We start from the raw sequence: 23488 nt of genomic DNA on the forward strand, positions 1-23488 counted from the left end.
AGGCCAGGACTCTATTTTCTGAAGACGACATCATGATTTCTGCAGTATCGCCGCGCCGCGCGCTCTCCGCCAGGCCGCTCGCGCTGGTTTCCGCCCTGTCCCTGTGTTTCATGTCCAGCGCCGCGCTGGCCGCCGATGGCCAAGCCCAGGCCCAGACCCTGCCCGCCGTGACCGTGACCGGCGCCCGCTTTGCCAGCGACCCGGCGCTGGCCCCGATCGGCGCGACCGTCATCAGTGCCGACGACATCCGCCGCGCCGGCGCGGCCGACGTCAACCAGGCCATCCGCCAGATCGGCGGCGTGTATGGCCGCCAGAGCCTGGACGGCTCGCCCGATTTCAGCCTCGACCTGCGCGGCTTCGGCACCAACAGCAGCCAGAACATGGTGGTCACGCTGGACGGCGTGCGCATGTCCGAAAGTGAATTGAGCAATGCGACCCTGTCGTCGATCCCGATCGAGACCGTCGAGCGCATCGAAATCATCCGCGGCGGCGCCAGCGTGCTGTATGGCGAAGGCGCCACCGGCGGCGTGATCCACATCGTCACGCGCCGCCCCGAGGCCAATGGCCGGCGCGGCATGCTGCGCGCCGAAACCGGTCAGTTCAACCTGCGCGACCTGCGCGCCGCCGTGGCCCAGTCGTGGAACGGATTCGCCCTCGACGCCTCGGTCGGCAGCCAGCGCACCGACAATTACCGCGACCATAACAGCTTCGAGCTCGATACCTTCAGCGGCGGCGCCCAGTGGGCATACCAGGGCGGCCGCGCCGGTCTGCGCTACGACCGCGCGCGCCAGGAATCGGACCTGCCGGGCGCCCTGAGCATGCAGCAGTTCCGCGACAATCCGCGCCAGGCCAGCACGCCCGACGACGTGGGCTCGCTCGATTCTGACCGCCTGACCGCGTTCGTGGAGCAGCGCGTCGGCAGCGTCGACCTGGCCGCCGAACTGTCGCGCCGCGAGCGCACTGTCCGTTCCACCTATTTCTACACCTTCGAGGGCGTGCGCGCAGCCTCGAAGTCGACCTACGACAGTGCCCAGACCCAGTTCTCGCCGCGCCTGCGCCACCTTGCGCAAATGGGCGGCATGCTCAATGAGCTGGTGGCTGGCGTGGACCTGGTCAAGTGGTCGCGCGTGACCGATTCGGACTACTCGAACGCCGACGCCACGCAAGAATCGCGGGCGCTGTACGTGCGCGATGAACTCAAGTTCGGCGGCGCGCACAAAGCCCGCATGGCCGTGGGCGCGCGCCGCGAACGCTTCGAGAAGGATGCCACCGACGAGCGCGCGTTCGCCGCACCGTATGCCAGCAAGACCACCCTCAATGCCTGGGAAGTGCAGGGCAGCGCTAATGTCATGCCGATGCTAGAACTGTACGCCAAGGCCGGGCGCAGCTACCGCGTGGCCAACGTCGACGAGAATGGCTACCGTTCATCGTCCGCCGTGCTGGCGCCGCAAACCTCGCGCGACCTGGAACTGGGCCTCGCTTACGGCGATGCGGCCATGGGCGCGAACGCGCGCGTGTTCCGCCATCAGTTGCGCAACGAGATTTTCTACGACCCGACTGTGAACGGCGGCTACGGCGCCAACACCAACCTCGATCCGACCGAGCGCAAAGGCGTGGAGCTCGATGTTCACGCCCGCATCGCGCGCGACTGGCGCGTGAGCGGCAACTGGCAGCACGTGCTGGCCCGCTTCACCGACGGCCCGAACGCCGGGCGCGAAATGGTGCTGGTACCGAAGAACGTGGTCTCGGCGCGCCTGGCCTGGGTGCCGGGCAATGGCCACAGCGCCGGCATCGGCGCCCAATGGGCCGGCAGCCAGCGCTTCGGCGCCGACTTCGCCAATACCTGCGGCGTGCGCATGGCATCAAGCACCACCTTCGACGCCCGTTACGCGCTCCAGATCGGCGCCTGGGAATTCGCGGTGGCGGGCCTGAACCTGGCCGACAAGCGCTACACCAGCAATGCGTACGGCTGCAACAGCGGCATTTATCCGAGCGACGCTCGCCAGGTCAAGGTCTCGGCGCGCTACGACTTCTGATGCGCAAGCGCCTCGTCTTCGCCGCGCTGGCCCTGTGGGCCGGCCTGGCCGGGGCCGCCATCACGGTGGTGGACGACGCCGGCCGGCGCGTGGTGCTGGCCGCACCGGCGCAGCGCATCGTGTCGATGGCGCCGCACGTCACCGAGCTGCTGTTCGCGGCCGGTGGCGGCGCGCGCATCGTCGGGGCGATGAGCTACAGCGACTATCCGCCGGCCGCCCGGGCCATCCCCCTGGTCGGCGACAACAGCCAGATCGACATGGAACGCGTGCTGGCGCTGAAACCCGACCTGCTGGTGGTCTGGCAGAGCGGGAACACGGCGCGCCAGCTGGAGCAGCTGCGCCAGCTCGGCATTCCGATGTTCTACAGCGAGCCGGCGCGGATGGACCAGGTGGCCGGCAGCATGCTGCGTTTCGGCCAACTGCTCGGTACCGGGACGGTGGCGCAGGCGGCAGCGGCCTCGTTTCGCGCCCGCATCGCGGCGCTGGAGGCGCGCTACGGCAAGCGGCCGCCGGTCAAGGTGTTTTACCAGGTGTGGGAAAAGCCGCTGTACACCCTCAATGGCCAGCATGTCGCCAGCGATGCGATTCGCCTGTGCGGCGGCGAGAATATTTTCGCCGCGCTGGCGGTCAAGGCGCCGTCGGTCGGTATCGAGGCGGTGTTGCAGGCCAATCCGGAAGCGATCGTCGGCAGCGCGCCGTACGACGCCTCGGAACAGGGTTTGGCGATCTGGGCGCCGTATAAAACCCTGCTGGCGGTGCAAAAAGGCAACCTGTTCACCGTGGACGGCGAATTGCTGACCCGGGCCGGACCGCGCCTGCCCGACGGCGCCGCCATCCTGTGCGAAAAACTTGAACTGGCGCGTCAACGCCGCAGGTAGGCCTGCGTTTACACGCTGACTACGGAGCTGACGGTGCCTGTAGCGGTAACGCATATGCAACGCAATGTAAAATGCGGGTCCCTGGACTGAGACCTGCCGCAAAAAGTGGTAATCTCGCGATCGTCGTCTCAACTTAACATGAAGGATATTTATGCGTTTCCTGCGTATTGCTCTGGCCGTGGCCAGTCTGGCCGTCAGCACGGCGTTCGCTTCGCCCCTTGACCCGAAAGAAGGCGCCGAGTATGTCACGTTGGCAAGTCCGCAGCCGACCAAGTCGGTCGGTAAGAAAATCGAAGTCATCGAGTTTTTCATGTACCACTGCCCGGCTTGCAATGCGTTCGAACCGCATCTGGCCGACTGGGTCAAGAAACAGGGTGACAATATCCTGTTCCGGCGCGTGCACTTCGCTTCCAGCCCCAACGATCCGGAAGCGCATTTGCACCTGACGCTCGAAGCGATGGGCAAGGGCGAAGAAATGCATCCGAAAGTGCTGCGTGCCTTCCACGTTGAGCGCGTTCGCCTGAACAAGGACGCCACCATTCTCGAGTGGATTCCGAAGCAGGGCATCGACCAGGCCAAGTTCATGGAATACTGGAATTCGTTCGGCGTGCTGACCAAGCTGAAAAGCGCACCGCAACTGATCCAGAACTACAAGGTCGACAGTGCGCCCAGCATCGTGATCGATGGCCGTCTCATGACCTCGCCATCGCTCATCGGCGACGCCAATCCGGGTCTGACCAACGCCACGCAATACCCGGCGATCGGGCAAACCCTCGATGCGCTGGTGGCCAAGGCCCAGAAAGAAAAGGCGGGCCCTGCCGCCGCGCCAGCGAAAGCACCTGCTAAAACGACCGGAAAATGAGCACTCCTGAAGAAAAAATCATCAAGATCTACGACGGCTCGCGCCCCGTAGAGGAAGATTTATTCGAGCGCAACTGGATTAACCAGTTGGCATGGAGCCTGGTGGTGGTGCTGTGCAGTATCGTGGTGTGGTTTGCGATTGCGATCGTCAATGCCGAGAACCAGCGTCATGCGCTGATCACCAAGCAGTGCGCCGATCCCGTCTTCAAAGGCGAGGTCGACATGCGCTGCCTGCAGGTGGTCAGCTCGCGTCCGCACTGGTGGGAACACCTCTGGTACGGGATTACGCATCTGAAGCCGGCGGAGAAGTAAGCGCCAGCCGTTCTGCGTCGCTTCAGCGCCATGGGGCGGGAGCGACGCACGTCAGGCCGGCAACGCAATCACGAAGCGCGCACCGCCCATCGCCGACTGTTCCACCGCAATCGTGCCGCCATGCAGCGCCACGGCCTTTTGCGCAATCGATAATCCCAGCCCGAAGCCGCCGGTACTGCGGTCGCGGCTGCGGTCGATCCGGTAAAACGGTTCGAACACCTTGCCCCGTTCCGCCTCCGGAATGCCGGGCCCGTCATCTTCCACCACGATTTCCACCCCGTCCGCGCGCCGCGCCGAGAGCGCAATCTGGCCGTTGCCGTATTTCTGCGCATTCCTGAGCAGGTTGCCCACCGCGCGCAGCAGCAGGCGGCGGTCGCCGGTCATGCTGCCCAGCGCACTGTCGAGCCGAACCTGGGGCTGGGCTGCCAGCGGGTCGAGCGCGTCCACGCAGCCCAGCAGCGCCGGCGCCAGCTCGAAGCTGGCTTGCTGCAGCGCCTGCCGGCTGTCGAGCCGGATCATGCCCAGCAGTTCATTCACCAGCCCGTTCAGCTCGGCGACATCGCCTTCCATCGCCACGATGCGCTGTTCCAGCGCCGGGTCGTCCGCTGCCGATCTGAGCAGTTCCAGCGCGAATTCCAGGCGCGCGATCGGGGTGCGCAGTTCGTGCGAGACGGAATGGAGCAGGTTTTTCTGCGCGTCGAGCAAGCCTTCGATGCGCCCGGCCATGTGGTTGAGCCGCTCGGCCAGCGGATAGATGATGGCGCCCGATTTGAAGCTGGCGCGCGCCGCCAGATGGCCGGCGCCCACCTCGTCGGCCACGCGCGAGAGTTCCTGCAGCCCCAGCCAGTGCGAGCGCGACCACAGGGCGATCGGCACCAGCAGGAACAGCGCCACGATCACGTAGCGCACCGCTTCCATCTTCAGCGCCAGCCCGATGTCGATGGGCAGCTGATGGGCGTGGATGACTTCCTCGGCGCTGCCGACATAGCTTTCGCCATGCAGGTCGACGCGGCGGTAAAAGGCCTTGTGGGCGGTGTCGAGCACCAGTTCGCCGCGGTTGAGCGCGCCGTGCTGCTGGACCGGCAGCGCGGCGCGCGCGCTCGCCAGCGGCACCAGGTCGAGCTTGACGTCGGTCACTTCGCGCGCCTTGTTAAGCCGCACCAGCCAATCGTCGGCCGGGGCTTTGTCGATGTATTGTTCAAGCAGGAAAATCTGGGCGGCCGCCTGGCGCCGCGCGATATCGTCCAGCGGATCGCCGAACAGGCGGCTGGTGGCGAAATAGATGGCAAAGGTCGCGATCGTAATCGACAGCATGACCAGCACGAAGAAGCGGAAGAAGATCCGGTTCACGCGTGTTTCCCGCCACAACGGTGTTCAATAACTGTTGCCATAGACATCGCTTCTCCTTGCGCAGCATTGTATAAGAGCGGCGCGCATAGGGGTATTACAAATAAGTGACAAATAGGGGACAGTTGATGGCGGAAGTTATGGACGATTGTCGATATCATGGCCTTACTCGCATTCCAGGTCTGCCCGCCACGCTTGCGCGCTGGCAGGTATCGCTTCCCTTATGAAAGGATTTGCCATGTCTGTTTTGATTCGCGCACTGTCGTGCCTCCCGCTGGCTGGCGCTGTCGCGCTCGCCGGTTGCGGTGGCGGCGACAGCGGCGGCACGCCCGTACCTCCGAAGACGCAGCCGGATATCGTCGTGCCGACCCCGACCCCGACCCCGACCCCGACCCCGACCCCGACCCCGACCCCGACCCCGACGCCGACGCCCACGCCCACGCCCACGCCCGAGCCGGTCACCGTGATGACCCCGTTCGTCGCGCGCGCCCAGCAAGCTTCGTGCGCCAGCGTGACCAACCGCCTGTACCTGATCGACAAGAAATACGTGCTGTGGAACAAGTCGGGCGACTGCGCCGACAATCGCTACAGCCTCGAACTGTTCGGCACGACGCCGGAGGCGAAAGTATGCAGCCTGAGTGATTCCATCGCCGGCCCGAAGAGGGAATGCAGCGACGAAAAAATGCTGCCCATGTTTAGCACGATCGTCGACAAGAGTAACGAAGAAGGTTTCGGCCTGGGCGCCGGCCACGTTGTCGAAGAGATCAAGTTCCTGCCTGCAAATGGACTCAGTGTGGATTTCAAGACCATCGCCAGCGATACCTTCTCGGGCGTGTCCGAAGCCCGCAATGTGGTGGTGCGCGACCAGGCGGCGCTGGACGCCCTGTGGGCCGAGCACAGCCGCATTCGCATCCCGCCGCCGCCTGCGCCGAAGGTCGACTTCAAGACCGAGATGGTCATCGCCGTGTTCGGCGGCAACGGCTCGGCCTGCGGTAGCTTCGGCGTGGTGCGCGCCAATGCCAGCGACGGCCATCTGGTGATCCGCACCGAGCACAGGGCGCCCGATCCCGGCGTCATTTGCATCGCCGTGGTCGCCAATCCGATGCAAATGATCACGGTGCCGCGGGTTGACGCCGTGGTCGACTTCGTGCAGGTGAAAACGGAGAACATCGCGTTCACCAACCTGTGGCGCAGCCCCTACTCGCACATGCCGACACCGCGCAATCTCGTGATCAAGGATGCCACCACCTTCGCCACCGTGTGGAACCAGTCGCACAGCGGCGACGCCTTGCCGGTTATCGATTTCAGCAAGGAAATGGTGGTCGCGGTATTCGGCCGGGGCGGCTCGACCGGTTGCTACACCACGGAAATCGAGAGCATCTACCGCGAGAGCGGCAAGATTCACGTGTCCAGCGTGAACTGGTCGCTCAAGCCCGATAACATCGTCGCGTGTCCGGCGGCGATTTCGAATCCCGGGCATCTGGTCAAGCTGCCGCGCACGGATGACACGGTCGAGTTTTCGACCCAATCGCGGCAACGATAAGGCAGTTTTCCGTTTCCCTGGTGGCGCGCAAGCGCTGCCGGGCCCGGACCCCGATGTATGAAAATACTGTTGACCTTTGTGCTGGGCGCGGCGTGCGCCAGCGCCGCCGCCCGCACCCCGTCCGTCAATCCGATGCCGGACGGCAGCCGCGACATGTATGTCGGACTCGGCCTCGTGTCGTCGCCGGCGTACGAAGGCGCGCGCCGGCCGCGCCGCATGGCCGTGCCGGTGCTGCAGGGCGAGTGGAGCAATGGCGTGTTCATTTCGGGCATGAATGCCGGCGTGCACCTGTCGGACCAGCCATCGCTCGAATTCGGGCCGCTGCTGTCGGTCCAGGCACGGCGCAGTGAATCGGGCAACGGGGCAGCGCTCGGCGGCGCCTCGCTGAACTCCGTGACCGACGGCGGTTCGCCGCTGGCGCCCATCGGCGAGACCCCGACCCAGCCCGCCATCCCGACCCAGCCCGGCACCCCGGGCCAGCCCGACAAGGCCGCGCGCAATGCCGGCCCCAACCGCCTGTCCGGCATGGATGTGGTCGGCGCGCGCCTGCAAGCGGGCGGCTTCGTCAACGTCTACCTCAGCCCCAGCCTGCGCCTGACCAACAGCGTGCTGTACGGTGGCGGCCGGGACGCCAATGGCGTGCTGTGGAACCTCGGCATCCAGCATGTGGCGCAGCAGTTTTCGCCGCACCACAGCGTATCGCTGTCGGCTGGCGTGAGCGTCGTCAACCGCCACTACAACACGAGTTTTTTCGGCGTCAGCCCGGCTGAAGCCCTGCGCAGCGGCAACCCGGCGTATGCGCCCGGCGGCGGCCTGAACGGCGCGAGCGCGGGCGTGCGCTGGCACTGGGCCTTGTCGCCTTCGTGGCTGTTGATTAACAACGTGCAAGCGACCCGCGTGCTGGGCGCTGCGCAAAACAGTCCGCTGGTGGAGCGTCCCAACGGCTTTGTCGTATCCACCGCGCTCGCTTACCGGTTCTGATGATGAACGCCCCACGCCGTCTCGCTCTCTTGCTCGCGCTGCTGTTTTCGGCAGGCACCAGCACGGCGCACGCGCCCGCGTTGGAATGGCTCAGCTATCGCGACGCTTACCGCGCCATGGTGACGTTCCAGAAATATGGCGGGCCCAAGAGCCATCTGCAAAACCAGTTGCAGCTGGTAACGGCGCAGCAGGGCGCCGTGGCGCCGGACCTGCGGCTGATCTTGCACACCCGCGATGGCGACCAGTATCTCGCGCTCGACCCCACCGGGCGCACGGTATTTCCACTTAGCACGGCAGCCTACAACGAGAACGCGCCCTTGCTGGTGAGCGGCAGTAGCGGGCCGGTCGGTTTTCGCGCGCGCGTGTCGATCGCGCCCCGCGCCAACGGCCTGTATGACAGCGCCGAGCTGCGCGCCGCCTGTGCCCAGGCGCTGGACTACCTGCGCTACACCGATGCCAGTGCGCGCGCGCGCGCCTGCGTGGGCGTGCGCTTCGTCTACCCGAACGCGGTCACGATGCCCCCGGTGCGGGTGCGCAGCGGCGCGGCCGACGCGGTGACGCTGCCGCTGAGCGAAGGCCGCGCGTTTCCCGACGATGGCCCGGCTGGATTTCGCATCGTCAATTATCGATTCAGTCATGGCGGCGAGCCGCGCCAGCTCATCACCAGCAGTGCGCCGCTGGCCATCGCGCCACTGATCGAATAGCGTGCTCAACGGTGTGGTGATGTCGAATACACATTTACGACAATTGCCAGACATTTCGAGGCGGAAAGGAACGCACGATGCGCCTAAGCTATGCGTATCGGGTTTTCCGTTCGCCCTCGATGCTCTCCGGTGTCGTGGGCTTTTTTTATTCGCAGCAACAGCATGATGGCGATGCAGCGGGCCGCATGAAGGCGCCCGCCATCCGCGTATCGTGGGACGCCGCAGCGTGCAGTCGAGGCGCGTGCGGTCTTGACGAAAACTCAGCGATTTCGGCGATGTTGGCGGCAGGCCGTAAAATGGCGGCTGATCATCTTTTCGGCGATATTCATGAGAACCCTTTTTGCCCTTGTCCTGGCCGGCGTCTGGCCTGCCGCCTGGGCCCAGACCCCTGCCACCAATCCGATGCCGGACGGCAGCCGCGACATGTATGTCGGGCTGGGCGCCGTCTCGGCGCCGCGCTACCAGGGCGCGGCGGAGCGGCGCGTGTCAGCCTTGCCGCTGCTTCAGGTCGAATGGAGCAATGGCGTGTTTATCTCGGGCATGAGCGCAGGGATGCACCTGTCGACCAATCCGGTGTTCGAATATGGCCCCCTGATCGCACTGCAGCCGCGCCGCAGCCAGTCCGGCAGCGACAGCGAGTGGGTCGGGGCGCCCATGGCCGGCTTCGTGGGCGAGTCGGTGCCGCCGCTGAGCACGACCGATCCGAAGACCGGGCCGATACGGCCATCCGCGGTGCCGCCCGCAGATGCGTCCGCGGAAAAGCGCGGCGGCAATCGTCTCGGCGGCACCGACGCGATCAGTGCGCGCCTGCAGGGCGGGGCGTTTTTCCATTATTATCTGACGCCATCCTTGCGTATTACCAATAACTTGCTGGCAGGATCGGGACGCGACCGCCACGGCGCCACCTGGACCGTGGGCATGCAGCACGTGGCGCGGGCCATCGCGCCCCACCACACCGTGTTGTTCTCGGCCGACCTGACGCTGGTGAACGGCAGCTACAACCGCAGCTTTTTCGGCGTGACCGAGGCTGAAAGCCTGCGCAGTGGCAATGACGCCTATGCACCCGGAGGCGGCCTCAAGGATGTGGCCGTGTCCGCGCGCTGGAACTGGGCGCTGTCGCCTTCCTGGATGCTCGGCAGCGCGGTGCGCGCCGCGCGCCTGCAGGGCGATGCGCGGCGCAGCCCGCTGGTCGAGCGCCCCAATAATTTCACCGTGTCCACTGGACTCGCTTACCGATTCTGATCATGTCATTTGTCCGCCACGTTTCCGCCATGCTTGCCTTGCTGTTTACGGCAGGCGGCACGACGGCCAATGAAGCCGGCGGCGAATGGCTCAGTTATCGCGATGCCTACCGCGCGATGGTGGTGTTTGAAAAATACGGCAGGCCCAAGAATTTCTTGCAGAATCATTTCCAGGTCATGCTGAAAGAGAAGGGCGTGCTGACCGATGGTTTGCAGTTGAGTCTGCTTAGCAAGGCCAGCAGCCTGAACCTGCCGCTCGATCCGACCGGCCGCACCGTCTTTCCGCTGCTCAAGGCAGCATATGATGACAACGCCACGCTGATGCTGACCCGCAACGCCGCTCAGTACGTGTTCCGCCCGCGCGTATCGATTGTGGTGCGTTCCGACGGCGTGTACGAAACGAGCGACCTGCGCGCCGCCTGCGAGCAAGCGCTTACGTACCTGCGCCATGTGGATTCCTCGGCGCGCACGCGCCGTTGCAGTGGAGTGCGCCTGAGCTACCTGCGCAGGGGGACGGACCCGGTGGTCAAGCTGCGCAACGGCAGCGGCGACGCGGCCCTGCTGCCGGTGGCCGAAGGGGCCAGCTTCGGCGACGACAACAACGATGGCTTCCGGGTCGTCAATTACCGGTTTGGCGAGCATGCCGACAAGGGCCAGCTGGTCACGCAGAGCGCGCCGCTGGCGATCGCGCCGCTGCTGGAATAGGCACCCGGGCCGGTTGTCGATTACTCCCCTTGTACGTGAGGCCATGTTCGGCCTGCGGCAACAGCCGCGCTCGCGTGACTCAGAGACTCACGCCGTATTTGCCGTAGATTCTGGTGATGGCGCCCGAGCGTTTCATGATGAGGATGGCTTCATCCAGTTTCGGCAGCAAGGCTTTCTTGCTGGGATGGACGCGTATCGAGACATCGTACGAACCCAGGACATCACCAAGGACGAACTCGCTGTACCTGGGCACCTGGAGCATGCTGTACTGCGCGACCGCCTTGTTGATCAGGATCTGGTCCATCCGCCCGGCAGCGAGCATGGCCATGAGCTGCTTCTCGTTCACGGCGTCGGACCGATGCACGGCACCGCTGTCAAACAGCTCGCGCAACTCCGGATAGCTGTAACCCCGTACAAATCCCAATGTTCTGCCAGTCAGATCGTTCGGCGTATTCACTTTAAAATGTTTACCCGGGGCAAACACGAGTATGTCGATTACCTTGCCAAACGGCACTGAAAAGACGCCGGGGATTTTTTGGTTCTTTACCCAGCCGGGGAACACGCCGGGTTCGAGGTCGACCTGCCCCAGGTCGAACCGTTTGGCGAGCCGTGCGTAGGGAAAGTACTCGACCTGAAAGCGATGGCCGGTAATCTGCCCCAGTTCGTCCAGGAGTTCCTGGTAAATGCCCGTGTGCCCGCTCTCGATCATCATGGGGGGATAATTGTAGAAGCCGACCTTGAACGTTTCGGAGCGCGCGTCCGTCAACCAGGCGGCGCACATCAGGCTTATCGCGTAAACAAGGATTTTCATGGCTGCCTTAGGTTATCCGGATTGGGGGCGAACGCCGCACGACGGTATCGCGAGCGCGCCGGCATTGCGCATCAACTATTGTGCCGTTGCCGTTCAAAGTCAAGCGCCGTGTTGGCGCTGCTATGCCGGCTGGCGAGCCTGGAACCGGCGGCGGAGGTGGAGCGCTCGGACGAGCCGGTCGAGTTCGTGGAACAGCTGCCGTACACGGCCGGCGGGGAAGGGCGGGGCGCCCTCACGGGGCGCCCTCACGGGACGCCCTCACGGGACGCGCTGGCGTCCCGTTGCCATCAGGCCCAGGCCGAGGGCGAAAACAGATAGCCTTCGCCCCACACGGTCTTGATCTTTTCGGAATCGACGTCGTCGAACTTGCGCCGCAGCTTGGAAATGCAGTTATCGATGCTGCGGTCCAGCCCGTCGAACTCGATGCCGCGCATTTTTTTCAGCAAAGCATCGCGCGAGAGCACCCGGCCGGCCGATTCGGCCAGCACCAGCAGCAGCTTGTATTCGGTGTTGCTGAGCAGGCACTGCTCGCCGCGCCAGGTGACGATGCGGTCGCTGGCGATGATCGACAGGGCACCGAATTCGAGCGCCGCCGGGTCGCTGCCCGGTTTGCCCTGGGCGCGCCGCAGCAGGGCGCGCAGGCGCGCCAGCAGCACGCGTGGCTGCACCGGCTTGTTGACGAAATCGTCCGCGCCCTGTTCCAGGACCGACACTTCGTCGTAGGAATCTTCGCGCGCGGTCAGGATCAGGATGGGCGTTTCGCTCAGTTCGCGGATCTGGCGGCACACCACCATGCCGTCCAGGCCGGGCAGCATCAGGTCGAGAATGACCACATCCGGGGTGAGCGCCTTGAAGCGTTCGAGCGCGGCGTCGCCGCGCGTGACCAGGTCGACCGTGAACTCGTATCCGCTCAGGTACTCCGTGACCAGCTGCGCCAGGCGCGCATCGTCTTCCACCAGCATTACACGAAACATGAGTTTTCTCCTAGCCGCCCATTGTATAAGAGCTACTACGAAAAAAGCCAGTTGCAGACCAGCGCGGACAATTTGCTACACTTTCATGACACTCTGGCTACCTTACTGCTGGGGAATACAGACTTCCAGCACTTTTTCGATGCGCTCGTTGAGGATGGCGCGGGCGGCGGGTGCTTCGAGGATCCGGTTGGTCACAAGTTTTTCGCCCGCCGAGCTGGTGCGGAATTGCTCGAAATCGACCATCTCGTCCTCAGTAAAGCGCGGCAGCGCTTCCGGCAGCGGTTCGCCGGCCGCCGCGAACACGCCCAGGTAACCGTGCTTGGCGAATTTCTTGCCGACCGATTTGGCCAGGAAGGATTGGGTGCGCGTCAATTCTTTGCTGTCGAGATTCGCGAGCAGCAATTGCTTGTAGACCTCGTCGAAACTGGCAGGGTCGAGCGCCTGCACGCATTGGAACTGCTCGGCCGTGACCTTGCCCTGTTTGGCGCCGGCCTTCATCGATAGCTGCACGCCGAGCAGGGCGGGTTTGGAGAAGACGGCGGCGGTGGCCGCATTGACGGTTTGCGCCTGCGCCGCGCCACCCAGCAGCAATGCCGCCGGAAAGAACAGTTTGGCCATGTGACGTCCAGACAGTGCGGAAATACCCAGGGTTAAACGACGCGTCCGCAGCAAGCAGGCTTTGTGTGGGGAATTCATGTCACCGTCCATTCTTCTCAAGTCACTTTCCTATCAACAGCGTGGGTACGCCAGGTCATCCGGAAGGGTTAAAATCTCCCGTATTGCCGAACATTATGACTGATCTACGGACATTTGTGTGCATGAAAAGCAACACTAGTAAACATAGGTATAATTAGGCGTTTTTAAGGAAAATAACTTATATAAGGTGGAAAAAATTGAATTTCCACGAACGAAATCATCAGTTTGTATCCCAATTGCAATCAGCCGTTAAGATTCCGCGCGCACAGTATTTAAACGAACTGTTGCTTCTTGGTGATCTTGATCGTGATCCATCACCAAGGTGGTGAATCCTCGGTCCATTTTGGTGCGTTCCAGGATGCCCGAGCGCTCAATACGCACCAAGACGCGACACGCGCAGCGCATCAATTGCTCGATATAGAGATTGGCCGCTTCCACTTCCATCGCGTCATCCGTCAGGTAAGCCTCGATCGCTTCCCGGAGCGCGCCCCAGCCCGCGTCCCAGTGCGCCTGGTCCTGGTTGAAACCCTGGTATTTCCAGTCGCCGAAATTGGTTTTCAGTTGCGCCAGGCGGGCGGCGTCGTAGTTAAACCGATCCACATATTCCCGGGCGGTGTCGGCAAACGCGGCTTCGCTGTTGAAGCACAGCAGGAACATGCCCATTTCGGCGTCGCAGTCGATGCCGAAGCCATAGAAGCTCTCGTCCTGATGGGCCTCGGCGAACAGCCGGATCGATTCCATCGACAGGGCGAACAACCGTTCTTCGATGGGGAGCAAATCGGGAGCCTGCATGGCAAATCCTTATCGTGTAGCTGAAGCGGCAATAAAAAAGAAGCCTGGGCTGAACGCGCAGGCTTCTTTTTTTGGAACACCGGCAAGCGTGGCGCAGCCACGCTTGCCGTTCGATCAGGCCGCGTTTTGCGCGACGAAGTCCCAGTTGACCAGGCCCCAGAAGGTTTCGACATACTTGGCGCGTGCGTTGCGGTAGTCGATGTAGTAAGCGTGCTCCCAGACGTCGCAGGTCAGCAGTGGCTTGTCGCCGGTGGTCAGCGGGCAGCCGGCGTTCGAGGTGTTGACGATGTCAACGCCGCCGTCGGCTTTCTGCACCAGCCAGGTCCAGCCGGAACCGAAGTTGCCCAGGCACGACTTGGTGAATTCTTCCTTGAATTTGTCGAACGAGCCCCACTTGGCGTTGATCGCGTCAGCGACCTTGCCGCTTGGCGCGCCGCCACCGTTCGGCTTCATGCCGTTCCAGTAGAAGGTGTGGTTCCACACCTGGGCTGCGTTGTTGAACACGCCGCCGGAGGATTTCTTGATGATTTCTTCGAGCGACAGGTTCTCGAACTCGGTGCCCTTGATCAGGTTGTTCAGGTTGGTCACATAGGTCTGGTGATGCTTGCCGTAGTGGTATTCCAGCGTTTCTTTCGAAATGTTGGGAGCCAGGGCGTCCATTTCATACGGCAGAGGCGGCAGTGTGTGTTCCATGTTGTGTCCTTTTTGTTTGGAAAAGCGTCAATGATTCTGAACCGGTGCTTATTGTAATTCGGATGGCCGTTCGTTGCTTATTTGCTTCGCGCCGGAAAGCACGCTTGCCTGCGTACCAGCCGGCGCTACTCGAGCCGGGTCTGGACGCTCGATACGCCCACCTCGGCGCTGCCCTCGGCCAGGCGCACCGTGAGCACCTCGTTCGGCTTGATCTGCAAGGGCGAGCGTAAAACCTTGCCCTTGGCGTCGCGCACGATGGCGTAGCCGCGTTCGAGGGTGCGCTGGGGATTGAGCAGTTCGAGCTGAGCGGCCAGCGCGCCGAGCGCATCGCGCTTCTGTGTCAGCTGGCTGGCCAGGCTGCTGGTGTAGCGGCGCTGCTGCGAGGCGATTTCGCTGCGCAGGGCGCGCACGTCCGGCCGGTGGCTGGCCCAGCGCGCGCGCACTTGCGCCAGCAGGTAGCCCTGGCGCTGCACCGGCGCGCGCATGGCGTGCGTCATCGCGGTCGACAGCGCCACCAGTTCCAGGCGCTGGTGGCCGATGCGCGCCGATGGGCTGAGCAGCCGGCGCTGCCAGTTGTCCAGGCTCTGGTGCGCATCGTTGAGGGTGTGGCGCATCGCGCGCCGCAGGTCGCCGCAATCGGCCGACAGCGAGGCGATCCAGTCCGCGTGCGGGGTGGCGGCCAGTTCGGCGGCGGCGGTGGGGGTGGCCGCGCGCAGGTCGGCGGCAAAATCGGCGATGGTGAAATCGGTCTCGTGGCCGACTCCGGAAATGACCGGCATGGCGCAGTTGGCGATCGCGTGGGCGACCACTTCTTCGTTAAAGCTCCACAAGTCTTCGATCGAGCCGCCGCCGCGGCACACCAGCAGCACGTCCACTTCCGCCCGGAGCGAGGCCGTTTGAATGGCGCCGGCAATCCGTTCGGCCGCGCCCTGGCCCTGCACGGGGGCCGGGTAGAGCACGATGCGCACGTGCGGCGCGCGCCGCTTGAGCGCGCTGAGGATGTCGCGCAGCGCCGCCGCCTGCGGGCTGGTGACGATGCCGATGCTGCGCGTGAACAGGGGCAGGGGACGCTTGCGCTCCTGGTCGAACAGGCCCTGCGCGCCCAGCTTGTCCTTCAGGCGCAGGAAGGCTTCGTACAGCGCCCCCACGCCGGCGCGGCGGATCGCCTCGACGTTGATCTGGTAATCGCCGCGCGCGCCGTACAGGGTCACCAGCGCGCGTACCTCGACCTTGTCGCCTTCGCGCGGAATGAAGCCGGCGTACTGGGCGCGGCCGCGGAACATCACGGCGCGCACCTGGGCCGCGTCGTCCTTGAGCGTGAAATACCAGTGGCCCGAACTGGCGCGCGTGAAGTTCGAGATTTCACCGCTGATCCAGGTCAGCGGAAAGGAGCGTTCCAGCAGGCGTGCCACCTGGGCATTGAGCGCGGTGACGGTCAGTACCGGCGGCCCGGCGGTCAGGAGATCTTGGTCGAAATCGGTATGCATGGGATGAGTTCCGGAATAACTGTCCACAAAATGTTGAAGCGGTCATGCTTATGTCACATATCGCGTAGAACAACAAGACTTTTTTCTAAGTCGATGATTTTAAACGAAAAAGCCGAGGTGCTGGTTTATCTCGCAATGGCTGAAATCCCTTCTAAATCAAGCACTTTGGCGGTCCGGGCGGGAGTTGCTCACAAAGTTATCCACAGAAATTGTGTAGAAGTTTTTCTGTACGTACACACAATGAGCTGCCTGCCGCTTGCGCACCGGGGTGCTATGTCTTTGGAATCAAGCGCTTACGCGCTTTCGGAAGGCCTTGCACACAATCTTGTCCACAGAAGCTGTGCAGAAGTGCCGGGCTTATCCACCGCCCGGCCGCCGCGCCACCTCTGCCATTCATTTGAGCACTGGGAGTTATTCCTTTGAAATCAATGGCTTGATCCAATGTCGACTGGCTTGCTCACAATCTTGTCCACAAAAGGTGTGCAGAACGCGCGGACTTGTCCACTGCCGGGTAAAACGCCAGAAATGGGCGCCCATGAAGGCATTTTGGGCGCCCAAACAGCCAGTTATCCCTGTTTGCCGCATATTTGTGCACGACTGTATTAATTAATGTAATCAATGACTTGGGAGGGCTTCCGCGTCTTTGCGCACAATCTTATCCACAAAAGATGTGCAGAAGATGGTCGCGCCAGCCTGCCTTATTTTTGCGCTTAAATCTTTTTCCCTTTTTAATCAGGGACTTGACTGCCCACCCCCGGTATTGCTAACAATCTTATCCACAGTTTTTGTTCAGAACATCGATGGAATTTTTAATTTTTGACATGCCTTGTTTTTACGCACGGCAAACTTTTCCTTTAAAATCAAGCACATCATGCCTCTTGGGGCCGCTTGCGCACAATCTTATCCACAGAAGGTGTGCAGAAGTGGACTTGCCGAGTGGCGGGCAACACGTTACATTGCCGGGGTTCGTTCTTATCAAGAATTACCATTCACTCAGGAGTTTGTTTTGCTGCCTATTCTTCAAGCTGCAGGTTGGCCAGTCTGGCCGTTGCTGATCGCCTCTCTCGTCGCTTTAGCCTTGATCGTCGAGCGCATCATTTATCTGCGCCGCGCCAAGATCCTGCCACCGCAGTTGCTCGATGAAGTGGTGCGCGTGTATCACAACGGTAAGATCACCAAGGATGTGGTCGAGTCGCTGGAAAAGAATTCGCCGCTCGGCGCCGTGCTCGCCGCTGCCCTGCGCAACGTCGACGCCCCACGCGACGTGATGAAGGAATCGATCGAAGAAGCAGGGCGCGGCGTGGCCCATGTGCTGGAACGCTTCCTGACCACGATCGGCACCATCGCCTCGCTCGCTCCGCTGATGGGCCTGTTCGGCACGGTGGTCGGCATGATCGAGATTTTTGGCTCCACCAACGCGACCGGCGTCAATCCGGCCCAGCTGGCCCACGGTATTTCGGTAGCGCTCTACAACACCGCTTTCGGTATCGCCATCGCCATGCCGGCCCTGATTGCATACCGCCACTTCCGCGCCCTGGTCGACAGCTTCATCATCGACATGGAATTGCAGGCAGTTAAGTTCGTCGACGTCGTGCACGGTGCCCGCAAATGATGAACTTTCGCCGCGGCCAGAAACGTGAAGATCCAGAGATCAATCTGATCCCCTTCATCGACGTGCTGCTGGTGGTGCTGATTTTCCTGATGGTCACGACCACCTACAGCAAGTTTACCGAGTTGAAAATTACCCTGCCGACGGCCGACGCCGAAAAGGCGCTCGAAAAGCCGTTCGAACTGAACGTCACGGTCGACGCCAAGGGTAACTACACGATCAACAACGAGCCGGTCTCGTTCAGCAACGTGGCTGGCCTGGCGGAAGATCTGAAAACCGCAGCCCGCACCGGCAACAACGGCCAGCCGGCGCCAACCGGCGAGAAGGGCCCGGTCGTGGTCGTCAACGCCGACCAGTTCGCGATGCACCAGATGGTCATCAACGTGCTGGAAGCGGCGCGCATGGCAGGCTACGACAAGCTGACCTTCGCCGCCCAGACCGGCGAGAAGAAGTAACAAGCGCAGGCGAAGCGATTCGCCTGCCGCCTATGTCTTCCACTTCCCCCTCATCTTCCTCCCTCGAATCGAGGCTTCAGCGTGCCTGGCAGCGGCGCGGCGCGCTCGCTTGCGCGCTGTGGCCGCTCTCCTTGCTGTTTCGCCTGGTGGCCGGCGTGCGCGCGCTGCTGTTTCGTTTTGGCCTGCTGGGCTCGACGCGGCTGCCGGTGCCGGTTATCGTGGTCGGCAATATTTTTATCGGCGGCACCGGCAAGACCCCGCTGACGATCTGGCTGGCCGACGCCTTGCGCGCCGCCGGCTTCACACCCGGCATCATCTCGCGCGGCCATGGCGGTGGCGGTGGCGATAGCGCGTCGCCTAGCGCGTCGCATAGCGCGCCGCGCGCGGTGACGCTTGAATCGAGCGCGCGCGATGTCGGCGACGAGCCGCTGCTGATCGCGCGCCGCACCGGCTGCCCGGTGGTGGTGGGGCGCGACCGTGGCGCCGCCGGACGCGCCTTGCTGGCCGCCCATCCCGACGTCGACGTGATCCTTACCGACGACGGCCTGCAGCACTACGCCCTGCGGCGCGATATCGAAATCATGCTGTTCGACGGACGCGGCACCGGCAACGGCTGGCTGCTGCCGGCGGGACCCTTGCGCGAGGCGCCATCGCGCCGGCGCGACTTCACCATCGTCAATGCGCCCGAACTGACGCCGGCCTTGCGCCAGGCGGTCGGCGGCATTCCGTTCCGCATGCAACTGGCGGGCGAGTTCGCCGAGCCGTTGGCGCGCCCGGGCGAGCGCGTGCCGTTGGCCAGCCTGCGCGGCAAACGCATCGTGGCCGCCTGCGGCATCGGCAATCCGCAGCGCTTCTTTACCCTGCTGCGCGGCGCCGGCCTGGCGTTCGCCGAACTGCCGCTGCCGGACCATCACGATTTCCTCGACCAGCCATTTGCCGCCATCGAAGCGGACTGCATCCTGATCACCGAGAAGGATGCAGTAAAATGTGCGCAAATTGAAAATCTCAAAAACGACCCGAGACTGTGGGTCGTACCGGTGACGGCGCAGCTCGATGCCGCGCTGGCCGAACAAATTGTGGAGAAATGTCGTGGATGCTCGACTGCTTGATATCCTGGTCTGCCCTGTATGCAAGGGCCCGCTCGAACTGGACAAAAAAGCCCAGGAACTGATCTGCCGCGGCGACCGCCTGGCGTTTCCGATCCGCGACGGCATTCCCATCATGTGGGCCGACCAGGCGCGCAAGATCGAAGCGCTGTAGGCGATGGGTTTCATCGTCATCATTCCGGCGCGCCTGGCCTCGACCCGGCTGCCGAACAAGCCGCTGGCCGACCTGGGCGGCAAGCCGATGGTGGTGCGCGTGGCCGAACGCGCGGCTGCCTCGGGCGCCGCGCGCATCATCGTCGCCACCGACCATGAGGCCATCGCCGCCGCCTGCCGCGAGCACGGGGTGGAAGTGTGCATGACGCGCGCCGACCATCCGTCCGGCACCGACCGCATCGCCGAAGTGGCGCGCGCGCTGAACCTGGCGCCCGATGCCGTGGTGGTCAACCTGCAGGGCGACGAGCCGCTGATCGACCCGGCGCTGCTGGCCGCCACCGCGGCCCGCGTCGGCGTGGACGTGCCGATGGCCACCTGCGCCCATCCGCTGCACGCCGCCGCCGACGCCTTCAATCCGAACGTGGTCAAGGTGGTGCTCGACAAGGCCGGGCGCGCCCTGTATTTTTCGCGCGCCACGATTCCCTGGCACCGCGACGGTTTCGCGCAATCGCGCGACGCCTTGCCGGCGGCGTACGTCGCGCTGCGCCATATCGGGCTGTACGCGTACACCAACGCCTTCCTGCAAACCTATCCCACCCTGGAGCCGGCGCCGCTTGAAGCGGTCGAAGCGCTGGAGCAGTTGCGCGTGCTGTGGCATGGCTATCCGATCGCCGTGCACGTGACCGACAGCGCGCCGGCGGCCGGCGTCGACACCCCCGAAGATCTTGAACGGGTGCGCCAGCATTACCCGGCTTAGCTTTGTGACAGCGCAGCATGTGCGCGGTTCTCATCAGTAACCGACGCATAGCTTGCGCCAGATCAAGCAAAAAAATGGCGAATACGCCCTCGGATTGGCGTTCTCCGTGACTTTTGTGGTAAGTTTCGTACCAAGGTAGTCAAGTATGCATCGCCTCCAATTTTAAAATCTGTTTTAGGAATTTTCATGCGTCTGATTCTGTTAGGAGCTCCTGGAGCCGGCAAAGGCACCCAAGCTAACTTCATCAAGGAAAAATATAATATTCCGCAAATCTCGACCGGCGACATGCTGCGCGCCGCGATCAAGGCCGGCACCGAGCTGGGCATGGCGGCTAAAAAAGTGATGGATGCAGGCGGTTTGGTGTCCGATGACATCATGATCGGCCTGGTCAAGAATCGCCTCAAGGAATCGGACTGCCAGAACGGTTATCTGTTCGACGGCTTCCCGCGCACCATCGCGCAGGCTGATGCCATGAAAGAAGCCGGCATCGACGTCGATTATGTACTCGAAATTAACGTGCCCGACGAATTCATCGTCGAGCGCATGAGCGGGCGCCGTTCCCATCCGGGTTCGGGCCGCGTATACCACATCACGAACAATCCGCCAAAAGTGGATAACGTGGACGATATCACCGGCGAAGCGCTGATCCAGCGCGACGACGACAAGGAAGAAATCGTCAAGCAGCGCCTGTCGGTCTACCACAACCAGACCGAAGTGCTGCTGGGCTACTACAACCAGTGGGCGCAATCGGGCCTGCCCGGCGCGCCGAAATACCGCCGCATCTCCGGCATCGGCCCTGTGGATCAAATCCGCGAGGCGGCTTTCGCGGCGCTGTCGGAATAAAAGTAAGAAAAGCACAAGAGCGGACTTCGGTCCGCTTTTTTGATGGCCGCGCCCTGCGGTCGTCACAGCACGAATGGATAGTCTTGCCCTGGCCGCCGTTGCGCGGCCGGCGTTCCCGGTTTTTTTGGATTCAAAGTTTTGCAGTACGCAGTGAGGTTGGCCCATCTCTTTCACATGTGGTTGGAGCGGTCTTTCAAATGTGTTGTTGTGTTACTTGATAAAAAAGCGAGGGGACGATATGGCAGCAAGATTTCTTGTCTTTGCAGTTGTGTGCGGCGTCATTGCCGTGATTTATGGATTGGTCACGCGCAGCTGGATTCTGCGCCAGGACCCGGGCAACGCCCGCATGCAGGCCATCGCCCAGGCCATCCAGGAAGGCGCCGCCGCCTACCTCGGGCGCCAGTACCGCACCATCGGCATGGTCGGCCTGGTACTGCTCATCGCCATCGGCGTGCTGCTCGACCTCAATACCGCGATCGGTTTCCTGATCGGCGCGGTCCTCTCGGGCGCCTGCGGCTTCATCGGCATGAACGTGTCGGTGCGCGCCAATGTGCGCACCGCCCAAGCCGCCACGCGCGGCATGAACGAAGCGCTCGATGTCGCCTTCAAGGGCGGGGCCATCACCGGCATGCTGGTGGTCGGGCTGGGCCTGCTCGGCGTGACCCTGTTCTACTGGATGCTCACCGCCCAGGCGGCCGGCGGCAGCGCCTCCCAGCATGACGTCATCAAGCCCCTGATCGGGCTGGCCTTCGGCGCTTCGCTCATTTCCATTTTCGCGCGCCTTGGCGGCGGCATCTTCACCAAGGGGGCCGACGTCGGCGCCGACCTGGTCGGCAAGGTCGAAGCCGGCATCCCCGAGGACGATCCGCGCAACCCGGCCGTGATCGCCGATAACGTGGGCGACAACGTGGGCGACTGCGCCGGCATGGCCGCCGACCTGTTCGAGACCTATGTCGTCACCCTGATCGCCACCATGCTGCTGGGCGCGCTGATGATGGCCACGCCGGGCGGCGAAGCGGTGATCTATCCGCTGCTGCTGGGGGCGGTGTCGATCATCGGATCGATCGTCGGCTGCTCGCTGGTCAAGGCCAAGCCGGGCAAGAAGATCATGTCGGCCCTGTACACGGGCCTGTGGTGGGCCGCCGGCCTGTCGCTGATCGGCTTTGCCGGCGTCACCTGGCTGGTCTGGGGCGACGATGCCATGCGCTTGAAGATGATGGGCTGCGCGCTGGTCGGCATCGTCCTCACCGGGCTGATGGTCTACATCACCGAGTACTACACCGGCACCGACTTCAAGCCGGTCAAGCATATCGCCGAAGCCTCCACCACCGGCCACGGCACCAACATCATCGCCGGCCTGGGCGTGTCGATGAAGTCGACCGCGTATCCGGTGCTGGCCGTGTGCGCGGCCATTCTGGCGTCTTACCAGATGGCGCAGCTGTACGGCATCGCCATTGCCGCCACCTCCATGCTGTCGATGGCCGGCATCGTCGTCGCGCTCGACGCCTACGGACCGATCACCGACAACGCCGGCGGCATCGCCGAAATGTCGGGCATGCCCGAATCGGTGCGCGCCATTACCGACCCGTTGGATGCGGTCGGCAACACCACCAAGGCCGTCACCAAGGGTTACGCCATCGGTTCGGCCGGGCTGGCCGCGCTGGTGCTGTTCGCCGACTATACCCACGCCCTGGAGTCGGTCGGCAAGCATGTCTCGTTCGACCTGTCGAATCCGATGGTGATCGTGGGCTTGTTCATCGGCGGCCTGATTCCCTACCTGTTCGGCGCCATGGCGATGGAAGCGGTGGGGCGCGCCGCCGGCGCCGTGGTGGTCGAGGTGCGGCGCCAGTTCCGCGACATCAAGGGCATCATGGACGGCACCGGCAAGCCCGAATACGACAAGGCGGTCGACATGCTGACCGCCTCGGCCATCCGCGAAATGATCCTGCCATCGCTGCTGCCGGTGGTGGTGCCGGTGGTGGTCGGCATGCTGCTCGGCCCGGCCGCGTTGGGCGGGCTGCTGATGGGGACCATCGTCACCGGCCTGTTCGTGGCCATTTCCATGACCACCGGCGGCGGCGCCTGGGACAACGCCAAGAAATACATCGAGGATGGCCATTTCGGCGGCAAGGGCTCGGAAGCGCACAAGGCCGCCGTCACCGGCGACACCGTGGGCGACCCGTACAAGGACACCGCCGGCCCGGCCGTCAATCCGCTCATCAAGATTATCAACATCGTGGCCTTGCTGCTGGTGCCGCTGCTGCCGGTAACCGGCTGGATCGCGGTGACGGTGCCGGCGGCGCACCCGCCGGTAAACACGGTGGTGCCGGGCCCGGTTGCCCATGCCACGCCGGCGCCCGTGCCAGCCACCTTGGCCGCCGCTCCCGCGCCCTGAGCAGTCTAGCGGATCTCACCCGGTATCCCGGCCGGGTGAGATATTTCTAGTAAAAAACTTATAATTGGCGTAATGTTCCTTCTTTATTAATATTTCTTTTTGAAGGAAT

General features: G+C 63.3%; 23 protein-coding genes. 16 read left to right on the forward strand and 7 right to left on the reverse strand.

What is annotated here, in order from left to right; translation table 11 throughout:
* Positions 1-32 precede the first annotated feature (32 nt).
* From RBA40_RS03795 to RBA40_RS03810, 4 genes are all read left to right on the forward strand, one after another.
* Positions 33-2036 carry a TonB-dependent receptor gene (locus RBA40_RS03795; RefSeq protein WP_306646103.1) on the forward strand — a complete coding sequence of 668 codons (2004 nt, stop codon included), beginning with the start codon at positions 33-35 and terminating at the stop codon, positions 2034-2036.
* On the forward strand, positions 2036-2914 hold the full coding sequence (locus RBA40_RS03800; RefSeq protein ID WP_306646105.1) for a cobalamin-binding protein: 879 nt from the start codon (positions 2036-2038) through the stop codon (positions 2912-2914). Before RBA40_RS03795 ends, RBA40_RS03800 begins: the two co-directional genes overlap by 1 nt.
* A 151-nt stretch (positions 2915-3065) precedes the next feature.
* The gene (locus RBA40_RS03805) at positions 3066-3776 is read left to right on the forward strand and encodes a thiol:disulfide interchange protein DsbA/DsbL (RefSeq protein ID WP_306646106.1); all 711 of its coding nucleotides are present in this window, start codon (positions 3066-3068) and stop codon (positions 3774-3776) included.
* Positions 3773-4087 (forward strand): hypothetical protein, encoded by a 315-nt coding sequence (locus tag RBA40_RS03810; protein ID WP_306646108.1) that lies wholly within the window; start codon positions 3773-3775, stop codon positions 4085-4087. The genes RBA40_RS03805 and RBA40_RS03810 overlap by 4 nt, the downstream gene beginning before the upstream one ends.
* 51 nt (positions 4088-4138) lie before the next feature.
* Here the strand turns inward: RBA40_RS03810 and RBA40_RS03815 are convergent, their stop codons facing one another.
* Complete coding sequence (locus tag RBA40_RS03815) at positions 4139-5437, reverse strand: ATP-binding protein (protein ID WP_306646110.1); 1299 nt, start codon at positions 5435-5437, stop codon at positions 4139-4141.
* A gap of 235 nt (positions 5438-5672) precedes the next feature.
* Here RBA40_RS03815 and RBA40_RS03820 point away from each other — a divergent pair, with 235 nt between their 5' ends.
* The 5 genes from RBA40_RS03820 to RBA40_RS03840 all read left to right on the forward strand — a co-directional run bounded on the left by RBA40_RS03820 (position 5673) and on the right by RBA40_RS03840 (position 10608).
* Positions 5673-6977, forward strand: coding sequence for a hypothetical protein (locus RBA40_RS03820; RefSeq protein ID WP_306646112.1), 1305 nt, complete (start codon positions 5673-5675; stop codon positions 6975-6977).
* 57 nt (positions 6978-7034) lie between these two features.
* Positions 7035-7958, forward strand: a complete 924-nt coding sequence (locus RBA40_RS03825) for a MipA/OmpV family protein (RefSeq protein ID WP_306646114.1) — start codon at positions 7035-7037, stop codon at positions 7956-7958.
* On the forward strand, positions 7958-8662 hold the full coding sequence (locus RBA40_RS03830; RefSeq protein ID WP_306646115.1) for a hypothetical protein: 705 nt from the start codon (positions 7958-7960) through the stop codon (positions 8660-8662). Before RBA40_RS03825 ends, RBA40_RS03830 begins: the two co-directional genes overlap by 1 nt.
* Positions 8663-8989: 327 nt before the next feature.
* Complete coding sequence (locus RBA40_RS03835; protein ID WP_306646116.1) at positions 8990-9904, forward strand: MipA/OmpV family protein; 915 nt, start codon at positions 8990-8992, stop codon at positions 9902-9904.
* Positions 9905-9906: 2 nt separating this feature from the next.
* The gene (locus RBA40_RS03840; RefSeq protein WP_306646118.1) at positions 9907-10608 is read left to right on the forward strand and encodes a hypothetical protein; all 702 of its coding nucleotides are present in this window, start codon (positions 9907-9909) and stop codon (positions 10606-10608) included.
* A 79-nt stretch (positions 10609-10687) separates the two neighbouring features.
* Here RBA40_RS03840 and RBA40_RS03845 read toward each other — a convergent pair whose 3' ends face one another.
* The 6 genes from RBA40_RS03845 to xseA form a co-directional block, all read right to left on the reverse strand.
* Positions 10688-11419: a substrate-binding periplasmic protein gene (locus RBA40_RS03845; protein ID WP_306646119.1), complete on the reverse strand. Its 732-nt coding sequence runs from the start codon at positions 11417-11419 to the stop codon at positions 10688-10690.
* Between the two features lie 287 nt (positions 11420-11706).
* Complete coding sequence (locus RBA40_RS03850; protein WP_099881702.1) at positions 11707-12393, reverse strand: response regulator; 687 nt, start codon at positions 12391-12393, stop codon at positions 11707-11709.
* Between the two features lie 102 nt (positions 12394-12495).
* The gene (locus RBA40_RS03855; RefSeq protein WP_306646121.1) at positions 12496-13011 is read right to left on the reverse strand and encodes a hypothetical protein; all 516 of its coding nucleotides are present in this window, start codon (positions 13009-13011) and stop codon (positions 12496-12498) included.
* Positions 13012-13338: 327 nt separating this feature from the next.
* A complete protein-coding gene (locus tag RBA40_RS03860; protein ID WP_306646122.1) occupies positions 13339-13881 on the reverse strand; it encodes a DUF4303 domain-containing protein in 543 nt (180 codons plus the stop codon).
* Positions 13882-13995: 114 nt separating this feature from the next.
* Positions 13996-14574, reverse strand: a complete 579-nt coding sequence (gene sodB, locus RBA40_RS03865) for a superoxide dismutase [Fe] (RefSeq protein WP_306646124.1) — start codon at positions 14572-14574, stop codon at positions 13996-13998.
* Between the two features lie 125 nt (positions 14575-14699).
* The gene (gene xseA, locus RBA40_RS03870) at positions 14700-16061 is read right to left on the reverse strand and encodes an exodeoxyribonuclease VII large subunit (protein WP_306646125.1); all 1362 of its coding nucleotides are present in this window, start codon (positions 16059-16061) and stop codon (positions 14700-14702) included.
* A 1006-nt stretch (positions 16062-17067) separates the two neighbouring features.
* Here xseA and RBA40_RS03875 point away from each other — a divergent pair.
* The 7 genes from RBA40_RS03875 (at position 17068) to RBA40_RS03905 (ending at position 23379) form a co-directional block, all read left to right on the forward strand.
* Positions 17068-17673 (forward strand): MotA/TolQ/ExbB proton channel family protein, encoded by a 606-nt coding sequence (locus tag RBA40_RS03875; protein WP_306646127.1) that lies wholly within the window; start codon positions 17068-17070, stop codon positions 17671-17673.
* Positions 17673-18125: an ExbD/TolR family protein gene (locus RBA40_RS03880; RefSeq protein ID WP_099882979.1), complete on the forward strand. Its 453-nt coding sequence runs from the start codon at positions 17673-17675 to the stop codon at positions 18123-18125. The genes RBA40_RS03875 and RBA40_RS03880 overlap by 1 nt, the downstream gene beginning before the upstream one ends.
* A 32-nt stretch (positions 18126-18157) precedes the next feature.
* Complete coding sequence (gene lpxK, locus RBA40_RS03885) at positions 18158-19234, forward strand: tetraacyldisaccharide 4'-kinase (RefSeq protein WP_306646129.1); 1077 nt, start codon at positions 18158-18160, stop codon at positions 19232-19234.
* Positions 19215-19385, forward strand: coding sequence for a Trm112 family protein (locus RBA40_RS03890; RefSeq protein ID WP_099881687.1), 171 nt, complete (start codon positions 19215-19217; stop codon positions 19383-19385). The genes lpxK and RBA40_RS03890 overlap by 20 nt, the downstream gene beginning before the upstream one ends.
* A gap of 3 nt (positions 19386-19388) precedes the next feature.
* Entirely contained in the window at positions 19389-20141 is a 753-nt protein-coding gene (gene kdsB / locus RBA40_RS03895; RefSeq protein ID WP_306646131.1) for a 3-deoxy-manno-octulosonate cytidylyltransferase, read from the forward strand.
* Positions 20142-20327: 186 nt separating this feature from the next.
* Positions 20328-20984, forward strand: coding sequence for an adenylate kinase (adk, locus tag RBA40_RS03900; RefSeq protein ID WP_306646133.1), 657 nt, complete (start codon positions 20328-20330; stop codon positions 20982-20984).
* Positions 20985-21222: 238 nt separating this feature from the next.
* Positions 21223-23379 carry a sodium-translocating pyrophosphatase gene (locus tag RBA40_RS03905; protein ID WP_306646135.1) on the forward strand — a complete coding sequence of 719 codons (2157 nt, stop codon included), beginning with the start codon at positions 21223-21225 and terminating at the stop codon, positions 23377-23379.
* Positions 23380-23488: the final 109 nt, after the last annotated feature.

It is taken from the genome of Massilia pseudoviolaceinigra (assembly GCF_030846505.1).
Classification (GTDB): Bacteria; Pseudomonadota; Gammaproteobacteria; order Burkholderiales; family Burkholderiaceae_D; genus Telluria_A; species Telluria_A violaceinigra.